The sequence below is a fragment of the Bacillus sp. T3 genome (genome assembly GCF_033449965.1).
Classification (GTDB): Bacteria; Bacillota; Bacilli; order Bacillales; family Cytobacillaceae; genus Bacillus_BU.
This window is the reverse complement of the sequence record NZ_CP137761.1, coordinates 4018476-4036291: the sequence shown is the minus strand read 5'-3', so window position 1 is coordinate 4036291 and position 17816 is coordinate 4018476. Positions and strand designations below refer to the sequence as shown.

At 37.9% G+C, this 17816-nt stretch carries 14 protein-coding genes and 3 pseudogenes; 12 read left to right on the top strand and 5 right to left on the bottom strand.

The window, feature by feature from the left end; genetic code table 11:
• Nucleotides 1–98: 98 nt before the first annotated feature.
• The 3 genes from RGF10_RS20610 (at nt 99) to RGF10_RS20595 (ending at nt 3083) form a co-directional block, all read left to right on the top strand.
• A complete protein-coding gene (locus RGF10_RS20610) occupies nt 99–326 on the top strand; it encodes a FeoA family protein (protein WP_318505391.1) in 228 nt (75 codons plus the stop codon).
• Nucleotides 326–2317 (top strand): ferrous iron transport protein B, encoded by a 1992-nt coding sequence (gene feoB / locus RGF10_RS20605; protein WP_318505389.1) that lies wholly within the window; start codon nt 326–328, stop codon nt 2315–2317. The genes RGF10_RS20610 and feoB overlap by 1 nt, the downstream gene beginning before the upstream one ends.
• Nucleotides 2318–2618: 301 nt before the next feature.
• Nucleotides 2619–3083: a helix-turn-helix transcriptional regulator gene (locus RGF10_RS20595; protein ID WP_318505387.1), complete on the top strand. Its 465-nt coding sequence runs from the start codon at nt 2619–2621 to the stop codon at nt 3081–3083.
• 55 nt (nt 3084–3138) lie between these two features.
• Here the strand turns inward: RGF10_RS20595 and RGF10_RS20590 are convergent, their stop codons facing one another.
• A complete protein-coding gene (locus RGF10_RS20590) occupies nt 3139–3759 on the bottom strand; it encodes an NAD(P)-dependent oxidoreductase (RefSeq protein ID WP_318505385.1) in 621 nt (206 codons plus the stop codon).
• Nucleotides 3760–4083: 324 nt separating this feature from the next.
• The gene (locus tag RGF10_RS20585; protein ID WP_318505384.1) at nt 4084–4287 is read right to left on the bottom strand and encodes an alpha/beta-type small acid-soluble spore protein; all 204 of its coding nucleotides are present in this window, start codon (nt 4285–4287) and stop codon (nt 4084–4086) included.
• Between the two features lie 254 nt (nt 4288–4541).
• On the opposite strand from RGF10_RS20585, the gene RGF10_RS20580 reads away from it, so the two are divergent.
• Entirely contained in the window at nt 4542–4784 is a 243-nt protein-coding gene (locus RGF10_RS20580; protein WP_318505382.1) for a hypothetical protein, read from the top strand.
• A gap of 218 nt (nt 4785–5002) precedes the next feature.
• Here RGF10_RS20580 and RGF10_RS20575 read toward each other — a convergent pair.
• Nucleotides 5003–6101, bottom strand: a pseudogene (locus RGF10_RS20575) (ABC transporter ATP-binding protein).
• A 92-nt stretch (nt 6102–6193) separates the two neighbouring features.
• Entirely contained in the window at nt 6194–6406 is a 213-nt protein-coding gene (locus tag RGF10_RS20570; protein WP_318505380.1) for a YheE family protein, read from the bottom strand.
• 150 nt (nt 6407–6556) lie between these two features.
• Between RGF10_RS20570 and RGF10_RS20565 the strand changes: the two genes are divergently transcribed.
• From RGF10_RS20565 to RGF10_RS20550, 4 genes and pseudogenes are all read left to right on the top strand, one after another.
• The gene (locus RGF10_RS20565) at nt 6557–6907 is read left to right on the top strand and encodes a YlbF/YmcA family competence regulator (protein WP_318505378.1); all 351 of its coding nucleotides are present in this window, start codon (nt 6557–6559) and stop codon (nt 6905–6907) included.
• 119 nt (nt 6908–7026) lie between these two features.
• Nucleotides 7027–7893, top strand: a complete 867-nt coding sequence (locus RGF10_RS20560) for a Cof-type HAD-IIB family hydrolase (protein WP_318505375.1) — start codon at nt 7027–7029, stop codon at nt 7891–7893.
• A gap of 138 nt (nt 7894–8031) precedes the next feature.
• Nucleotides 8032–9517 (top strand): annotated as a pseudogene (locus RGF10_RS20555) (coproporphyrinogen III oxidase).
• Between the two features lie 575 nt (nt 9518–10092).
• Nucleotides 10093–10794 carry an enoyl-CoA hydratase gene (locus RGF10_RS20550; protein WP_318505373.1) on the top strand — a complete coding sequence of 234 codons (702 nt, stop codon included), beginning with the start codon at nt 10093–10095 and terminating at the stop codon, nt 10792–10794.
• 47 nt (nt 10795–10841) lie between these two features.
• On the opposite strand, the gene RGF10_RS20545 is transcribed toward RGF10_RS20550, so the two are convergent.
• On the bottom strand, nt 10842–11027 hold the full coding sequence (locus RGF10_RS20545; RefSeq protein WP_318505371.1) for a YhzD family protein: 186 nt from the start codon (nt 11025–11027) through the stop codon (nt 10842–10844).
• A 138-nt stretch (nt 11028–11165) separates the two neighbouring features.
• Between RGF10_RS20545 and RGF10_RS20540 the strand changes: the two genes are divergently transcribed.
• From RGF10_RS20540 to RGF10_RS20525, 4 genes and pseudogenes are all read left to right on the top strand, one after another.
• The gene (locus RGF10_RS20540) at nt 11166–12068 is read left to right on the top strand and encodes an ABC transporter ATP-binding protein (RefSeq protein WP_412176649.1); all 903 of its coding nucleotides are present in this window, start codon (nt 11166–11168) and stop codon (nt 12066–12068) included.
• A pseudogene (locus tag RGF10_RS20535) lies at nt 12061–13318 on the top strand (ABC transporter permease). Before RGF10_RS20540 ends, RGF10_RS20535 begins: the two are co-directional and overlap by 8 nt.
• A 150-nt stretch (nt 13319–13468) precedes the next feature.
• Nucleotides 13469–14689, top strand: coding sequence for a metallophosphoesterase family protein (locus RGF10_RS20530; RefSeq protein WP_318505369.1), 1221 nt, complete (start codon nt 13469–13471; stop codon nt 14687–14689).
• A gap of 18 nt (nt 14690–14707) precedes the next feature.
• The gene (locus RGF10_RS20525) at nt 14708–17713 is read left to right on the top strand and encodes an ATP-binding protein (RefSeq protein WP_318509621.1); all 3006 of its coding nucleotides are present in this window, start codon (nt 14708–14710) and stop codon (nt 17711–17713) included.
• Nucleotides 17714–17816 lie beyond the last annotated feature (103 nt).

Sequence of the window (17816 nt, the reverse complement as noted above, 5' to 3'; positions counted from 1 at the left end):
ACATAATTCGTTAAGATAATCATTCTCATTTGAAAGTTAATTCGTTATAATGAGATTAGTTATCATCAAATAATTTTTAATTTGGATGAGGTGGTTCCGTGCTAGGGTTTTTAAAGGCAGGAGAAAAAGGAAAGATCATGGACCTTTCAGGAGCAAACCATTTAGTAAGAAGACGTCTGATGGATTTTGGTATCACAAATGGGTCAGAAGTATGCATTAAATGCATCATGCCGTTTGGTGGTCCTGTTATGGTGGAATCCTGTGGTCAATGTGTTGGCATTCGCCGAAAGGAAGCATGTCAAATTAAAGTGGAGAAGGTCGTCTAATGGATATTGCACTGTTGGGGAATCCCAATACAGGAAAAACATCACTGTTTAACAACTTAACAGGCTCATACGAGTATGTTGGGAACTGGAGCGGTGTAACCGTTGAAAAGAAAGTTGGAAAGTTTAAAAATAATCATGATTTATTAATAGATTTGCCTGGAATTTATACATTAAGTCCGCTGTCACGTGACGAGGGTGTTGTAACGGACTTTTTGTTAACAGGTGAAAGTGATCGAATCTTAAATATTCTAGACGCGTCACAGCTGGAGCGAAATTTACATCTTACGATTCAATTGTTAGAATACGGAAAGCCCGTTGTTATTGGTTTAAATATGGGTGATGTAGCAAAGAATCGCGGCATTGATGTTGATTCCAAGGCTTTATCCTCCTTACTAGGTGTTCCGGTAATCCCAGTTATTGCTAGGAACGGGAACGGCTGCGAACAATTGTCGCAAATCATCACCGATGACCATGAGGCTGCTTTAAATATGAATATCGTATCCTATGGAAAAGATATTGAAAATAAGATTTTTTCCTTTAGTTCGGTACTTAAAGATAAAACGCTTCATTCACCTAGATGGTTAACAATACAGCTCATTGAGGGCAATGGATATGTGAAAAAATATTTAGTTGGAATTCTTGGACAAGAAAAGGTTGATGAATTTATTGCATCAGTACAAGGGTTAGTGACAGATGAATCGCTTGAACACTATATTTATCGTCAACGTCGTATAGCGATTGAAAAAATGGTCCAAGCCGCGACAAAACGAGCTGAAAAGCAAATCATTCCTTTAAGTGAACGAGTCGATAAAATTGTTACGAATAAATACATCGGTATGCCAATCTTTTTCGTTGTCATGTATTTGCTATTCATGCTGACTTTTGATTGGCTGGGCTTTCCATTATCAGATGCGTTAGATGCCATTATTTCAGGTCCGATTACAACAGGAATTGAAACGGTGCTAAATGCAATCGGTGCATCTAGCTTTATTAAGGCTCTTATATTAGATGGGATTGTCGCCGGTGTTGGTGGGGTCCTTGTGTTTGTACCGCAAATTTTTATTTTGTTCTTATTTATTTCTATTTTAGAGGATTCAGGATATATGGCTCGTGTTGCACTTGTAATGGACCGTATTATGGAATCAGTCGGCTTAAATGGGAAGGCTTTTATCCCGATGATGATAGGGTTTGGGTGCAATGTACCTGGTATCATGGCCGCAAGAACGATTGAAACACCGAAGGAACGCTTATTAACGATTCTCTTAACTCCATTAATGTCATGCTCAGCGCGGCTTCCTGTTTACGCCCTGTTTGTTGGTGCGTTCTTCGTACAGTATAAGGCTTTTGTTGTATTGTCACTGTATATATTAGGGATTGCAATTGCGCTAATCTTAGCAACTGTTTTTTCAAAAACAATTTTAAAGGGAGAAACGTCTCTGTTTGTAATTGAATTGCCCCCTTACCGTGCTCCACAGCTACAAGCTATATGGAGAAGTACTTGGGAAAAAGGGAAAGGTTTTATTCGAAAAGCTGGAACATTTATTTTTGCAGGATCTGTTCTTATTTGGCTACTCGCATACGCTGGACCAAATGGTTTAAATGTAGATATGGATCACAGTTTCTTAGCCGCAATTGGCGGTATTTTTGCCCCAATCTTTGAACCAATCGGTTTTGGAACGTGGCAGGCTGGGGCTTCCCTAATTACTGGGTTCCTCGCTAAAGAAGCGATTATTTCAACGATGAATATTATTTATTTTGTACCAGACAATGCAGGACTACAAGGAATTGTTGCGCAGCAATTTACACCGCTTTCTGCTTATAGCTTTATGGTCTTTATATTATTGTATATTCCATGTCTTGCTACAGTAGCAACGATTTATAAAGAAACGCTATCGAAAAAATGGACTGCTTTTTCAATTGGCTACGCATTAGTAGTTGCCTACATGATTAGCTTGCTCATATATCAAGGCGGGAAATTGTTCGGTTTTTAAAAATAATGACAACAGCGTCTAGTCTGGACGCTTTTGTTTTCCTGATTGGAGAGGACGGGAATGCTTGTTAATTTTCTTATTGGTGGAGCGATTTTTGGATATGCCGGCTTTTGCATTGGTACGATTTATTAATAAATCCAAACAAGGTAAATGCGCTGCCTGTTCGGTTCAAAAAAACTGTAGCCAATCAAACTGCCAACCGACTTCCTTAAATAAATAATTAGCGCTTATTGTTTGGGTTTCAATTCTTCTTACTTTGGTGTAAAATTACACAAAAGGAATGAAAGAGGATGAGTTTGCTGTGACAAGGGAAGAAATGATCCAAAAAGTGTCTGAAAAAATGCAATTAATCCGAACAGAAGCTGGCTATACCCAAGATAAAATGGCTGAAATTATTGGCCTTTCTAAAAAAACGCTTGTCCAGATTGAAAAGAGAAGAACGACTGCAAGTTGGTCAACCGTTGTGACGGTTTGTGCTCTATTTCGAGAAACTGAGATGGTTCAATTTTTATTGGGGAATGACCCGTTAGAGGTATTAGAAACGATTGCCCGTGAAGGGATTGATTTACGCAAGCAAAAAACGCTTGGCGGAAAAGTTTGGTGGAGGGAAATGGACCAAAAAAATGGGTTCATTCTCCAACAAAATTTAATCAGCTCACATTACCGGATTCTAGACTACAATTTTTACCGAATCTTCAGCAGCTTTGATGAAAAAGCCGCCTTAGAGACCTTTGAAGAATTGGTTAGAACTAGGAAAAGTGAATAAAGAAGAAATATTTAAATCCAGTTCCTTATATGAGAACTGGATTTTTGTATTCCCTTTAGTAAGTAATTCCAACCCGGCACTTTAGAAATTTTGATGAAAATAATTGGTTGTAAGCAAATTCTGCTGTGTCAGCAGTGGAAATGGAAAGGCCTTCATAAGGAAGAAAATCTTTTTCGGTCCGATAGCTGCCAGTTTGGTTCCCATCGGGTAAATAGGTCGGACAAACAACTGTCCAGTCTAGATTAGATTCTTTTAGCTGATGATAGGCTAAAAGGTGGTCTTCAGCAGCCTTAGTCGATCGATTTCTAGATTCGGTTGATTGAAACCGGTAAAGCTCTGGCGGTAGTCGTGATTGAAGGATTCCTGCCGTCCCAATTGTAACAATTCGAGAAATTCCACTGATTTTCATTGTATCAATGATAATCGGTACTGCTCTTGATAGGGTGGAATTTCCATCCGTATTTAAGGCACTAATGACTAGATCCACATCCCGCAATACTTCGTTGATGTGCTCCTTGTCCAAGGCGTTGCCAATCACCCATTTTAGCTTAGGATGTTGGAAAGGAATTATTCCACTATTACGAACAAGTGCCTGTACTTCATGTCCATCTTTTAGTGCTTTCGACAAAATCAATGAACCTACACGGCCGGTTGCTCCAAGTATACTTATGTTCACAAAACATTCACATCCGTGTCACAATTTTTACAAAACAGCCCTTTGTTTCTTATATCTATATGATATATTTAAATTGTTATTTTGTCAGTAAAAGGTTAGGAGGGGCGACAGTGGAGGATTTTTCAATTACTCTTGCAATTGCTAGCGTTATGGTGCTTTGTTATTTTATTGTTAATGCACTTGTTAAAAAACCCTCATAAACTGTTTGCTCACGAGCAAGCAGGCTTTTTTGAATTTGAAACTTCTTGCTATTTCATCGAAAAGCCCCATTCATTGCTGAATGGGGCTTTAGCCATATTTATTCTGTTTTTGGGTCAAATAATGTTAGAACTGGCCGCTAAGTTGTTGTTGAGCCATTGAAACTAAACGTTTCGTAATTTCTCCACCAACGCTTCCATTGGCACGAGAAGTTGTGTCAGCACCTAATTGAACACCAAATTCAGTTGCGATTTCATACTTCATTTGGTCTAGTGCTTGCTCTACACCAGGTACAAGTAAATTGTTTGAGGAATTGCTACGGTTACTCATTAAAATCATCTCCTCATAAAATTTTTTTGGGGGTTAAGCTGGAGTTGCACCAACCGCAGATATTTATCTGCACCACTGTGGTTAACCCGTCTTGATGATTACTTGTTTGTTGTTTAATGATATTATGGTTATTTTTTTAAGTTATATTCGAATTTCAAATTGTTAATTTATTCCTCTATGAGTACTCTAATTAATACATAAGCGCTAAAAAAGGTGAAACACTATAGCTAAATGGTTGAGAAAGGTTGACGCTTATGGGAATATGTCCGAATTGCAACGGGTTTGAAGCTGTTACGTATCAATGTCCCAATTGCGGTGCTACGATGGATGATAGTGGAAGGATTATGGATTTTTATGATGATTATAGTCCGTATATGGAAATTGACGATTTAAAGCTAGAGGATGGTTATCCTAATACATTTTCTAAAAATCAATGTCCGCATTTAATGAGTTGTATCCATTGTGGTCGTAACGAAATAAAGTTTATTCAGGAGTAAAAACAGGCCCAAGCTATTCAGCTGGACCTGATTTTTTATTGTCTAGGAAATTAAAAATGGTACAGGGTGTGGATAACCGTATACGTTCTCGGCATCCAGCTCCAGCGCCTAGCCTCTCGAGGTCATAAGCCACTCCTGAATTGAAGGCAAAGAACGCCTTCTATCCAGGAGCGTCTTATGCTTGTCGAGGCTGGTCAAGGCGCTTGCGCTTTTGTTCTTTATCGAATACGTAATTCTGTTTGGGCATCAAAGAAATGTGCCTTATTCATATCAAATGTAAGCTCAAGCTTTTCTCCAGGTTTAAAATCACTCCTTGAATCAAGGCGAGCAACATATTCTTGATCTGCTAATTTAGCATATATCATTGATTCAGCACCAGTTAATTCTGCAACTTCAACTGTAGAAGTGAATTTAGTATTTTCTGGAGCATTAACGAAAACAGGCTCATTATGGATATCCTCAGGACGAATACCAAAGATGGTAGCCTTGCCAATACAACCCTGTTGACGTAGCATTTTCATTTTTCCTTCGGGAATAGTAAGTTCTTCAGCACCAATTTTGAAGAATCCATCTTCAATTTTACCTTTGAAGAAGTTCATCGCAGGTGAACCGATGAAGCCAGCGACAAATATGTTTTCCGGATTCTCGTATACTTCCTTAGGTGCACCAACCTGTTGAATAATTCCATCCTTCATAACAACTAGACGAGTTGCCATCGTCATCGCTTCTGTCTGATCATGTGTCACATAGATTGTTGTAGTTTGAAGACGTTGATGGAGCTTGGCAATTTCCGCCCGCATTTGGACACGGAGCTTCGCATCGAGGTTTGACAGAGGCTCGTCCATTAAGAATACTTTAGCATCACGAACAATTGCCCGACCTAATGCAACCCGTTGACGCTGTCCACCTGAAAGTGCCTTTGGTTTTCGCTTTAAAAAATCTTCAAGGCCGAGAATTTTTGCTGCTTCCAAAACTCTATTATCAATTTCAGCTTTTGGAAATTTGCGCTGCTTTAATCCAAAAGCCATATTATCATACACAGTCATATGTGGGTAAAGGGCATAGTTTTGAAAGACCATGGCAATATCCCGATCTTTTGGTGCAACATTGTTTACTCGTTTTCCATCAATATAAAAATCACCTTTTGAGATTTCTTCCAAGCCGGCTGACCATCCGTAATGTAGTTGACTTCCCACAGCCTGACGGGCCTACAAACACGATAAATTCTTTATCTTGAATATGAAGATTAAAGTCTGTTACGGCAGTTACATTATTATCGTAAATTTTATAAATATGTTTTAGTTTTAATTCAGCCATTGTTTTGTCTCCACGATTATGATGATATTTCCCTTTTTAGTTTATCGAAACTTTATTATTTTTTCCTAGTGGTTGGCCGTTTGACATGGAAGTCAATTTTCATAAACATGAAATAGCATTAGTTCATGGATATGTTTTTCTAATTGCTCTTTATAATTTTTATCTGGTTGAACAGAGCTCCACTCAATCGTACCAGATTGATGATAAATCCCACTAAATTGCTGTTTTTGAAAATAAAAGGAAAATTTCCAGCCCGGTAATTGGCTATTTTGATATAGTGGTTTAAATTGAAAATGTGTAATCATGTTTCTCCCCCTTCTTCCATTATATTTGGTGACATGAAACGTGGCAAACGAGTAGATAGGGCATTTTACCTAATGATTGTGAACCCCTCGCAATCTCATACATACTTTGATATAGTGGAATGGATTGTTCAGATAAAAGGAGAGATTGTGATGGCAGTTAATTTATATGATGCAGCTTATGATTTAGAGAAAGCCATTCGTCAAAGTGATGAATATACTCGTTTGACAAAAATGTATGATGCAGTTTATGCAGATGCTACAGCACGGAAAATGTTTGAAGACTTCCGTAACCTCCAATTAAAATTACAAGAAAAACAAATGACAGGCCAAGAAATTACACAACAAGAAGTGGACCAGGCACAACAGACCGTTGGAATTGTGCAACAAAATTTAAAGATTGCTCAATTAATGGAAGCTGAACAGCAAATGAGTAGAGTGATTGCTGACCTTAATCAACTAATTATGAAACCTCTTGAAGAATTATATAGTTCACATCAATAATGATGAAAATAGCAGCATAACTTGATTTCTATGGAAAACAAATAGCTACTCCGTTCTATTTACTCCCCCAATTCATACATCTGTATTAGAACATACATCATTGAATAGGGGGCCAATCAATGATTTACCGCTTACTTGCTTTAAATATTGATGGGACACTTCTACAGTCTAACGGCAAACTTCATCGTTCGACTAAAGAGGCAATTGAATATGTTATCCAAAAAGGAATCTATGTTACGCTTGTCACATCACGGAGCTTTCCGTCTGCAAGTAAAGTTGCACAAGCACTAAAAATACCTTCTATGCTCGTTACACATCGTGGCGCTTATATTGGTAATGCAGAAGACAAACAATTACTTGTAAAAAGAATCCCAGAGGATGTCACTTATGATCTTGCTCGTTTTCTTGAAGGGTTTAATTGTCAAATACGGATTCAACATGAACGGTATTCGCTCATTAATAAAACAAAAAGCAATCATAACCTGTTAGCTAAAACAGTGTTCAGCTCTGGAGAACCAGTTTTGTATGCCCACCAATTTGTTGATAGCATCAGTGAAACGTTAGCTAGCCAAAAGTTGGCACCTCCCAAAATGGAGGTCAAATTCGAATCAATCGAGGATCTTCAAGATGCTCAAGAAGCCATTTCGCGAATGTTCACTGAAATTGAAGTGGTGGTTGCAGCACCTTTAGGCCTTGAATTTGTACCAACTGGTGCTTCAAAGGAAAATGGTTTGATCTATCTCGGTGAGTGTTTGGGTATATCTCGAAAAGAAATGGTTGTCATTGGAGCGGACCTGGACGATATTCCAATGATTGAGGAAGCCGGTTTAGGAGTCGCAATGGGAAATGCACCTGTTGCTGTAAAACAGGCGGCACATTGGGTGACCAGAACTCAGAACGAGCAAGGTGTAGCCTACATGGTAATGGAGCACTTTCGTAAGCAACAACCAATGTCCTTCCTTCGTAAAATGAATATAATAAAGTAACATTAGGGCTTTCCGATACCAATAATGGTCAAGGAAAGCCCTATTTTTTGGATTTGACCACCTAAATTCAATTCAGTTAAACTATAGGTTAGTTCTTATTGAAGGGTGATTTAATTGAAACTATATATACAGGGGATAATGAATGAAAAGCTTCATCGCCCCATCCAATTAATTGCAAATTTATTTTTTGAGGAAGCAAAATTACAATTTCAGTCTAGCGGAAATGATGGATTAATCCTACATTTCCAAATTCTTTTTGAAGATAGCGTTAAGGTTTCATTAATACTAAGAGATGGACAAGGAAAGGAACACCACGCTTTATTTGAGCAGGAGCTTCCTGTAGGAGCATCCAATAAAGAGAATTTTAAGCTGTTAAAGCAAGGCATTTCCCGTGTGCTTGTAAGCGTTTTGCAAGAATGGACAGGAATGAGGCAGAAATGGGGGATCTTAACAGGAGTACGTCCGACAAAGCTTCTTCATCGCAAAAATATCGACAAGATCCCTATGGATGTTGCCCATCAGCAGCTAAAAGAGGAATATTTAATTACGGATGATAAAATTAATTTAATGAAAGAGATTGTCGACAGACAGCTCGCAGTTGTTCCAGATTTATATGATTTAAAGAAAGAAGTAAGCATCTACCTTGGAATTCCGTTTTGCCCTACAAAGTGTGCTTACTGTACTTTTCCTGCCTATGCGATTAACGGACGGCAGGGCTCGGTAAATTCATTTTTAGGTGGACTGCACTACGAAATGCAAATGATCGGGGAATGGCTAAAAGAAAACGACATTAACATTACAACTGTTTACTTTGGTGGTGGAACCCCAACCAGTATCACGGCTTGTGAAATGGATCTTTTGTATGAAGAAATGTATCGGTCCTTCCCGAATGTAGAAATAATCCGTGAAGTAACCGTTGAAGCAGGAAGACCTGGACACGATAACTCCAGAAAAGCTAAACGTATTGAAAAAGTGGAATATTGATCGCATCAGCATTAACCCACAATCATATATTCAGGAAACACTTAAGGCAATTGGCAGACATCATACGGTTGAAGAAACGGTCGAAAAGTTTCATCTTGCAAGAGAAATGGGCATGTCAAATATTAATATGGATTTAATCATCGGACTTCCAGGAGAAGGTCGAAAGGAATTTTCACATACCCTTAATGAAACGGAAAAGCTTATGCCGGAATCTCTAACCGTTCACACCTTATCATTTAAACGGGCTTCTGAAATGACACAAAATCGAGAAAAATATAAGGTGGCGGATCGATCTGAGGTGGAGGGAATGATGGAACAAGCTGAAAGATGGACAATGAATCATGGCTATGTTCCTTATTACTTATATCGTCAAAAAAATATTTTGGGTAATCTCGAAAATGTGGGCTATTCCATTCCGGGTAATGAAAGTATTTATAATATCATGATTATGGAAGAAATGCAGACCATCATTGGTCTAGGCTGTGGTGCATCAAGTAAATTTATTAACCCAATCGACGGGGAAATTACCCACTTTGCCAATCCAAAGGATCCAAAATCCTATAATGAAAGCTTTAAAGACTATACAGACAAAAAGCTCAACATTTTAAAACAAATATTTAATAAAAATACAACTTATTAGAACCTTACTTGGCTAAGGTTCTTTTTTGCATTGGCAGTGTTAAATGGGATTATTGATTTTGAGCAAACTGTTGTTTGGAGAGGAAGGCACGAGACTCCTGCGGGAGTAGCGTGTCACGGGAGACCCCACAGGCGCTTGCGCCGAGGAGAAGGAAAAGCGGAAGCGGCTTGCCCAGCCCCGACAAGCACAAGACGGGCCTTGCAAAAAGGCGCACTTTGCCTTTATGCAAGGATTGGCTTGTGACCTCGAGGGGCTAGCCGCTGCAGCTAGACAGGTTCCCGGACCACCCCCTAAGGTGCGCGAGTGTCTGGAGCGGAAATCAACAGACCAGTTTAACAGAGATATGCATTTTAATTGAATAAATTGTATAAACTTTTTAGAAAAATCTTTAATTTTAAAGTAGTTACCCTTTATAATGGTAGTGGAGAACAAAGGAGGAACATTAATGGGGGATAATGTAGTGGCAGAAATAGTAAATGTTAAAGTCAATGGTCGCGTAGCAACTGTTGAACTGAACAGACCTGGAAGCTTTAAATGCATTAAATAAGGAAATTATTAAATGCTTAGCAGTAAAATTGAAAGAAATTAGTATTTCAGATGATATTGATATTGTTGTTCTAACTGGTAATGGCAATGTTTTCTCAGCTGGCGGCGATATCAAGACAATGCTTAAGGATATTAGTGAAAACGATTTCCTATCAGTAATGGAAACAATAAGCGAATTAATTATTACCTTATATTGTTTGCCAAAGGTAACGATTTCGGCTATTAAAGGAGCAGCGGCTGGCCTGGGGATGAGCTTGGCGCTTGCAACAGATTATATTATGGCAGAAAAATCTAGTAAAATAGCAATGAATTTTATTAAATTAGGTCTAATACCAGACGGTGGAGCTCACTTTTTCCTTGAAAAGCTAGTTGGGGAGTCTCAAGCGAAACAAATTATTTGGAAAGGCGAGACGATGACAGCCCAGCAGGCATTTGAACTTAGCCTGATTAATGAAGTGGTAGATGGCGAGTTACATACTGCTTTGGCAAATAAGCTGGAAGATTGGTTAGCACAACCGATTCAAGCGATGATCAAAACGAAAAAAATATTCGCCGAACATAACCGTCCACAATTATTAAAGGTGCTTGAGCTTGAGAAAATCGCTCAGATTAAAATGTGGGAAACAGAGGACCATAAGGAAGGAATACTAGCCTTCTTGGAAAAGCGTCAACCTAAATTTACCTGGAAGATAAAAAAGCAAAGAGCTTGGGCTCTTTGCTTTTTTTGTTGAAGAGGGGCGGAACTAAGCGATTATTTTCATGTCCTAATTTAAAAGAATTAAGGGTGAAAAAGTATAAGCTTTCCAGAGGGTGATGTACAACGATGTGTTTTTTCTAATAAGTTTTTCTCCTTGAGAAGCTGCTCCCCTTGAATCTTTGCCTCTGAATCATTGTTTGCTTCAAAGGTTTCATCGATCAGTTTATGACCATTAGGGTCAAACGCAGTAAGCTTATAAGCTAGCAAAATAGACATCTCCTTTTTAGAATATTCTGATGATTATCTCTATATTTTGACATATTTCAGTATATTTGGCAAAGTTTAATTGAAGTTTGAAACTTTATTACATATGAAATCGTAAAACAAATATTGGAAGGAGGGATTATGGTGGAATTACAACTAATGAATGTTACAAAACGCTTTGGGAATTTTACAGCAGTAGACGATTTGTCATTAACGATACCAGAAGGAGAAATGTTTGGATTTTTAGGAGCAAATGGTGCTGGAAAAACGACAACGTTCAGAATGATATTAGGTTTACTTGACCCGAATGGGGGTAAAATTCTTTGGGGTGGTAATGCCATTAATTATGAGTCCAGTGGTAGAATCGGTTACTTGCCAGAAGAAAGAGGTTTATATCCAAAGCTTGCGGTTCGAGAGCAGCTTGTTTATTTAGCTAGATTAAAAGGAATGCCAAAACAGGAAGCGGAACAAGAGTTAACAAAATGGCTTGAACGGTTTAAGATACCAGATTACGCTGGTAAAAAAGTAGAAGAGCTTTCAAAGGGAAATCAACAAAAGATACAGTTTATTGCGGCTGTCTTACACAAACCTAAATTATTAATATTGGACGAACCGTTTAGCGGCTTAGACCCAGTCAACGTTGAATTGCTAAAATCAGCAGTTTTGGGCTTAAAGGAACATGGTACAACAATCGTTTTCTCTAGTCATCGAATGGAGCATGTTGAGGAAATGTGTGAGCATTTATGTATTCTCCAAAACGGCCGACCAGTTGTACATGGCAACCTAAAAGAAATTAAGCGGGCCTTTGGAAAGAAAAACATCATTATCCATTCAGATGTTAAATTTGACTCTTTGGCCTCCATACAAGGAGTAACGAAGCTAACAAACACTGCTGAAGGTGTCAGACTTCAGGTTGAAGGCGAAGAGGTTGCTGATCGAATTTTGAAAGAAATCGTCGGTAAGGGTTTTATCCGTAAGTTTGAATTAGAAGAGCCTTCTTTAAATGATATTTTTATTGAGAAAGTAGGGGCTTCTTATGAATAATTTCTTTAACATTTTAGTACATACCTACTTATCGAAATTAAAGACAAAATCATTTTTAGTTACGTCATTACTCACTGTTGCCATTATTCTAGGTTTAACCAATATGCCAAAGATCATTGATTATTTTAATAAAAATGACCTAGATAAAATTGCGGTCGTGGATGAAACCTGGTGGCAGGCTGTTTCCATCTTTAAAGCAGCAGGTTGAAGCAATGAACAGTGAATTGGTGATAAGTGAATTTGAAGGTTCAATATCGGAAGCTGAAAAAGCAGTTGAGAAAGGTGAATATAAAGGGGTTCTGCAACTTCGCTTTGATGAAGGGATGCTTCCAATCGCCATCTATAAAGCAATGAGTATCACAGATTCAGATACAGCTACAGAGCTTCAGAGTTATATTCAACAAATAAAAGTTTCAATTGCTGCATCTCAAATTGAATTAAAACCAGAACAGCTTGCTAAGCTTTATGAGCCAGTTTCCTTTAAGCAAATGGCTTTAGAGGAAAATGCAAAAACGGAAAAAGAGTTAACGCAGGCAAGAGGTTTAGTTTATGTCCTGCTGTTCATCATTTATTTTGCAGTTATAATGTATGCAAATATGATTGCAATGGAGGTTGCGACGGAGAAAGCATCAAGGGTAATGGAAATCTTAATTTCTAGTGTTTCTCCTATAAAGCAAATGTTTGCAAAAATTTTGGGGATTGGGCTGTTAAGTTTAACTCAGCTCTCACTTTTGCTAGTAGTCGGCTATTTTTCAGTTAAGCAAAATCTCGATGATTTAAAGGGCGCTGCCTTTAATTTTTTAGGCTTTGGTGAAATTCCAACTGCTACGATTATATATGCGGTCATTTTCTTTCTGCTTGGCTATTTCCTTTATGCAACATTGGCTGCATTTTTAGGGTCATTAGTCAGCAGGATTGAGGATGTGCAGCAAATGATTACGCCAATGACGATGTTGGTTGTAGCAGGCTTTATGATGGCGATGTTCGGGTTAGGACAGCCGGAAGCAACATTCATTAAGATTGCTTCATTTATTCCATTTTTTACACCCATGCTGATGTTTCTCCGCGTTGGAATGTTGAATATTCCAATTTGGGAAGCAGCGCTGGCAATAGGGATTTTGGTCGTCACGATTATGGTGTTAGCTATTTTTGGCGCTCGAGTCTATCGAGGTGGAGTGTTAATGTACGGAAAATCAAACTCCTTTAAAGACATAAAAGAAGCATTACAGCTTACAAAAAAATATAAATAATGGAAACTCGCTATCAGAAATTTCCTGATAGCGAGTTTTCTTTTTTATTATTCTAAGGTAGAACGTGCATTCGCTTTTTGCGGATGCTAAAATGTAATAAAGCGAATGATTTAAAAGAGCTTTAACAAATTTGAAGGGTAGAAAAATGAAATGAAAAAAATGACCTTTATACATGCGGCAGATCTTCATTTAGACAGCCCAATGCTTGGTTTAAGGCACTTACCTCAAACCATTTTCCAAAGACTTAAAGAAAGCACGTTTAGATCATTTTCAAAAATAATAGATGCAGCCATTCAACATGAAGTTGATTTTATTATTTTAGCTGGCGACCTATTTGATGGAGAGGATCGCAGCATTCGTGCTCAAACACGCTTTCGCAAGCAAATTGAGAGGTTAGCCCAATATCAAATCCAAGTTTTTATTGTTCATGGTAATCATGACCATCTTTCTGGGAAATGGGCTAATATTCCATTGCCGACAAATGCTTATGTTTTTTCATCTAAAATAGAGCGGCAAATGTTCATCAATAAAGAAAAGGTAACAGCCGCACTTTATGGATTCAGTTATTCGCACCGCCATGTAACTGAAAGAAGAATTGACGATTACAACAAACAGGGCGAAGCTGATTTTCATATTGGGATTTTACATGGTAACTTCGAAGGATCCAGCGAACACGGTAACTATGCTCCGTTTACTCTAGCAGATTTGTACGAAAAGGAATTTGACTATTGGGCTTTAGGTCATATCCATAAAAGGACAGAGTTATCAGAAGAGCCTCCCATCATATACCCAGGAAATATTCAAGGGCGCCATCGTAAAGAAACAGGAGAAAAAGGCTGCTATTTGGTCACGATGTCTGAAACGGACAAAAACTTGGAGTTTATTCCGACAAGTGATTGTGTATGGCAGGAAATTGAAGTCGATGGCTCATCTGCACAAACGATTTCTGACCTTTATCAGCTTTGTCTGAAAGAAATAGATTCTATTCGTCGAGAAGGAATCGGAACTTTACTAACGATGAAGCTTGTTGGAGTCAAATTGTCAGCTCAAGAAAACGATCATCTTTCAAGTGGAGAGCTATTAGAAAGCTTACAGGGTGAGGAAGAAGATGAGAGATCGTTCGTGTGGCTAGTTGATTTATTAATAGAAGAAAACCAAAACTATGATCGTCTTCAACTGATGAAACAGGCTGACTTTTTTGAAGAACTATTTCAAGCGGTTGATACATATGAGTATTTTGATGAAAGTCTAGCACCATTATATCAGCATAATACAGTAAGAAAATATATTTCTAGATTACAGCAAGATGAGCTTAATCAATTAGTTTGTGAAGCGGAAAGCCTATTAGTCAAATTACTAAAAAAAGAGTAGAGAAGGGAGGGAGTCCCTCTGGTTATCAATGAAATTCATATTTACGGTTATGGTAAATTAGAAAATTATATTGTGCGGAATTTAGAAAATACAACTATTTTTTATGGAAAAAATGAAGCAGGAAAATCAACAATCATGTCCTTTATTCATAGCATCTTATTTGGATTTCCAACGAAAGCCCAAGTAGATTTACGTTATGAACCAAAGAAGCATGCTAAATATGGAGGTCAGCTCGTGGTCACCCTTCCACAGGGAAAAGCAGTAATTGAACGGGTGAGAGGGAAAGCCACTGGAGATGTCAAAGTGGTGCTTGAGGATGGAACACAAGGTGGAGAAGAACTACTGCAACAGCTATTGTCACACATGGATAAAGCTTTGTACCAATCTATTTTCTCGTTTAATCTTCATGGTTTACAAAATGTGCAGCAAATGAAAAACGAAGATTTAGGTAAATTCCTATTCTCAACAGGTGCATTAGGAACAGATCGGCTGTTATTAGCAGAAGCTACAATCAAAAAGGAATTAGATTCCCGCTATAAACCAAATGGAAAAAAACCATTAATAAATGAAAAAATCGCCGAGATAAAAGGACTGCATCAAGAACTTAAGAAGGCTGAACAGCAAAATGACCAGTATTGGCAATATGTTGAGGAAAAAGACGGGCTAGAGTGGACCGTCAAAACGCTTAATATTGATTTAGTAAATAAACAAAATATGTTCACAAGGGTGAAAGAATGGAAACGCTATTTGCCATTAATGAATGAACAACATTCTTTAAAAGAGGAATGGGATAAAATAGCTCATAGAAGATTTCCTGAGGAAGGAATGAAACTCTTTGAAGAACTAAAGCAAACTCAGTTTTCCTGTGAACAAAAAATAAATACCATCGTTCAAAAAATACAAGAATTACAGGCCGAAATCAAGTCGATACATCCTAATGAAGAGCTATTGGCAACTGAGTTGGAGATCCAAACCGCTGTTGAAAATTTACCATTGTATGAGCAATTAACACAGGAATACCAACAAACAAAGCTGCAATTAGCGGACATCGACCAGGAAATGATTGAATTACAGCAAAAGCTTCATATCAAAATGGATGATGACATAATCCTAAAAAGCAATACAAGCTTTATAATGAAGGAAAAAACTGCTGCCGCCTGGAGAGAGGCAGCACGATTATTAGAGAAAAAAGAGGCGCTTGATAACCAATTTTATCAAACAAAGCGGGAGCTGGAGGGATTAGAGGAGCAGCTTCACAGCTTAAACAATAAACTATTGTCGCCAAATGAACGAGAGGAATTGCAACGCCAAAAAAATTTGGCTGAAAGTCGGAAACTAAATGAACGTGGTTTAGCAGAACTTCAAAATCAATTTCAGAGACTTAATCATTTAGCAGCGGAGGAAGCAAAACAAAATAAGACGCAGCATACTCAAACAGTCATTGGGATGTTGGTATTTAGCATCTTGTTTCTGATCCTTGCAGCTTGGAGTTTTTTCGAACAGCAATGGATCGTTTTAGCAATTTCAGGTGCCGGGTTACTATATGTTATTTTGGTTCAAAGTAAGAAACCATCAATAAAGCAGAGTACTTATCGAAATGAGCTAAACGCGCTTAAGTTAAAAGAAAAAAATTGGACAGATGAGAACAGCCCTTCGAATACCGAAAGCACTTATTCGCTTGATCAAAGGCTGGAATCTGATCAAACGAATAGAGAACAAGAGCGAATCCTTAGGATGAAATGGGAGCAAAAAAATGACCAATATGAAAAAATCCTTGAAGCCTATGAACAATGGGAAATGGATTCACGAGTCAACAAAGTACTGCTTGATGAGCTAGGGCGGGATTTAGGTGTTCCAACTGACTTTTCACAACATTTTATTTATGATGCGTTTTTACTAGTCGAAAAACTAAAAAGCGCCGTGCTTCAAAAGCAAAAATGGCGAAAAAAGCTTGATCATGTCCAAAGTGAAATAGTCCAAATTGAAACTAGGTTAAAAGACTTGGCACGGAAATTTCTAGATACAGAAAATAATCAATTATTCAGCGTAGCCTATCAATTGAAGGAACAATTAAAAAACGAGCAGAAAAAGCAAATTCTTCATTATGAAAAAGGGCAAATACTTGTTGGATTTGAGGAAGATGAAAAGCTATTACAAGCCGAATATGAAGGATATTTAAGTCGATTAAAACAGTTATTTACTATGGCTGGTGTTGATACGGAAGAAGACTTTATGGAAGCGGGCAAGTTGGCAACAAGAAAAAAGGCAGTAAGTGACAGATTGAAGCAGATTGAAAATCAATTGTCATTATCGGGGATTGGACAGGATGATCAACAACAGTTTTATAGCATCAATGTGGAACAGCAACTGACAGAGCTACAAATTGAACAGTCTGCTCTACAAGATCAGTTAAGCTCGACCCAGGAACGGTTAGCAGAAGTAAAATATCAAATTGCCATTTTAGAAGATGGAGGAACCTATGCAGAGCTTCTTCACCAATACCGTCTTAAACAGTCGGAATTGAATACAGAGGCAAAAAGCTGGGCTAAGTTTGCGGTCGCTCAGCATCTATTAAATCACGCTGTTGATAAATACAAAAATGAACGACTTCCAAAAATGATCAAAAAGGCTGAGAGCTTTTTACGTGAATTAACAGATGATCAATATATTCGGATTCATACACAACAAGTGGGAAGCAGCTTCCTAATCGAAAGTCGAGACCATCTTTTTTATGAGCCAAGAGAGCTGAGCCAAGCGACTTCTGAACAAATCTATGTATCAATAAGATTAGCCTTAGCAACAACACTTTACGAAAAGTATCAGTTTCCAATTATCATTGATGATAGCTTTGTTAATTTTGACCAACATCGGACTCAGAAGGTGATTAGGTTGTTAGGTCGATTAAAAGGGCATCAAATTTTATTTTTCACCTGTCATCAACATTTACTCCAATATTTTACTAAAGGAAAGCTCATTACTATGGGGGAGTACGATTCTAGCATGGAACGAGTAAAGGTTAAGTAGAATCGTTGGCAGTGGGGCTTTAGCAGATACATTCCTACCGAATTTTAACAATAATTCGATCAAGAAAAGAGATAGATAGCTTATGATATACTATTTGTATAGA

Coding starts and splice junctions, on each gene's coding strand:
- feoB (WP_318505389.1), top strand. CDS start 326: ATGGATATTGCACTGTTGGGGAATCCCAATACAGGAAAAACATCACTG.
- RGF10_RS20585 (WP_318505384.1), bottom strand. CDS start 4,287: ATGAGTAACCGTAGCAATTCCTCAAACAATTTACTTGTACCTGGTGTA.
- RGF10_RS20580 (WP_318505382.1), top strand. CDS start 4,542: ATGGGAATATGTCCGAATTGCAACGGGTTTGAAGCTGTTACGTATCAA.
- RGF10_RS20570 (WP_318505380.1), bottom strand. CDS start 6,406: ATGATTACACATTTTCAATTTAAACCACTATATCAAAATAGCCAATTA.
- RGF10_RS20565 (WP_318505378.1), top strand. CDS start 6,557: ATGGCAGTTAATTTATATGATGCAGCTTATGATTTAGAGAAAGCCATT.
- RGF10_RS20560 (WP_318505375.1), top strand. CDS start 7,027: ATGATTTACCGCTTACTTGCTTTAAATATTGATGGGACACTTCTACAG.
- RGF10_RS20540 (WP_412176649.1), top strand. CDS start 11,166: ATGGTGGAATTACAACTAATGAATGTTACAAAACGCTTTGGGAATTTT.
- RGF10_RS20530 (WP_318505369.1), top strand. CDS start 13,469: ATGAAAAAAATGACCTTTATACATGCGGCAGATCTTCATTTAGACAGC.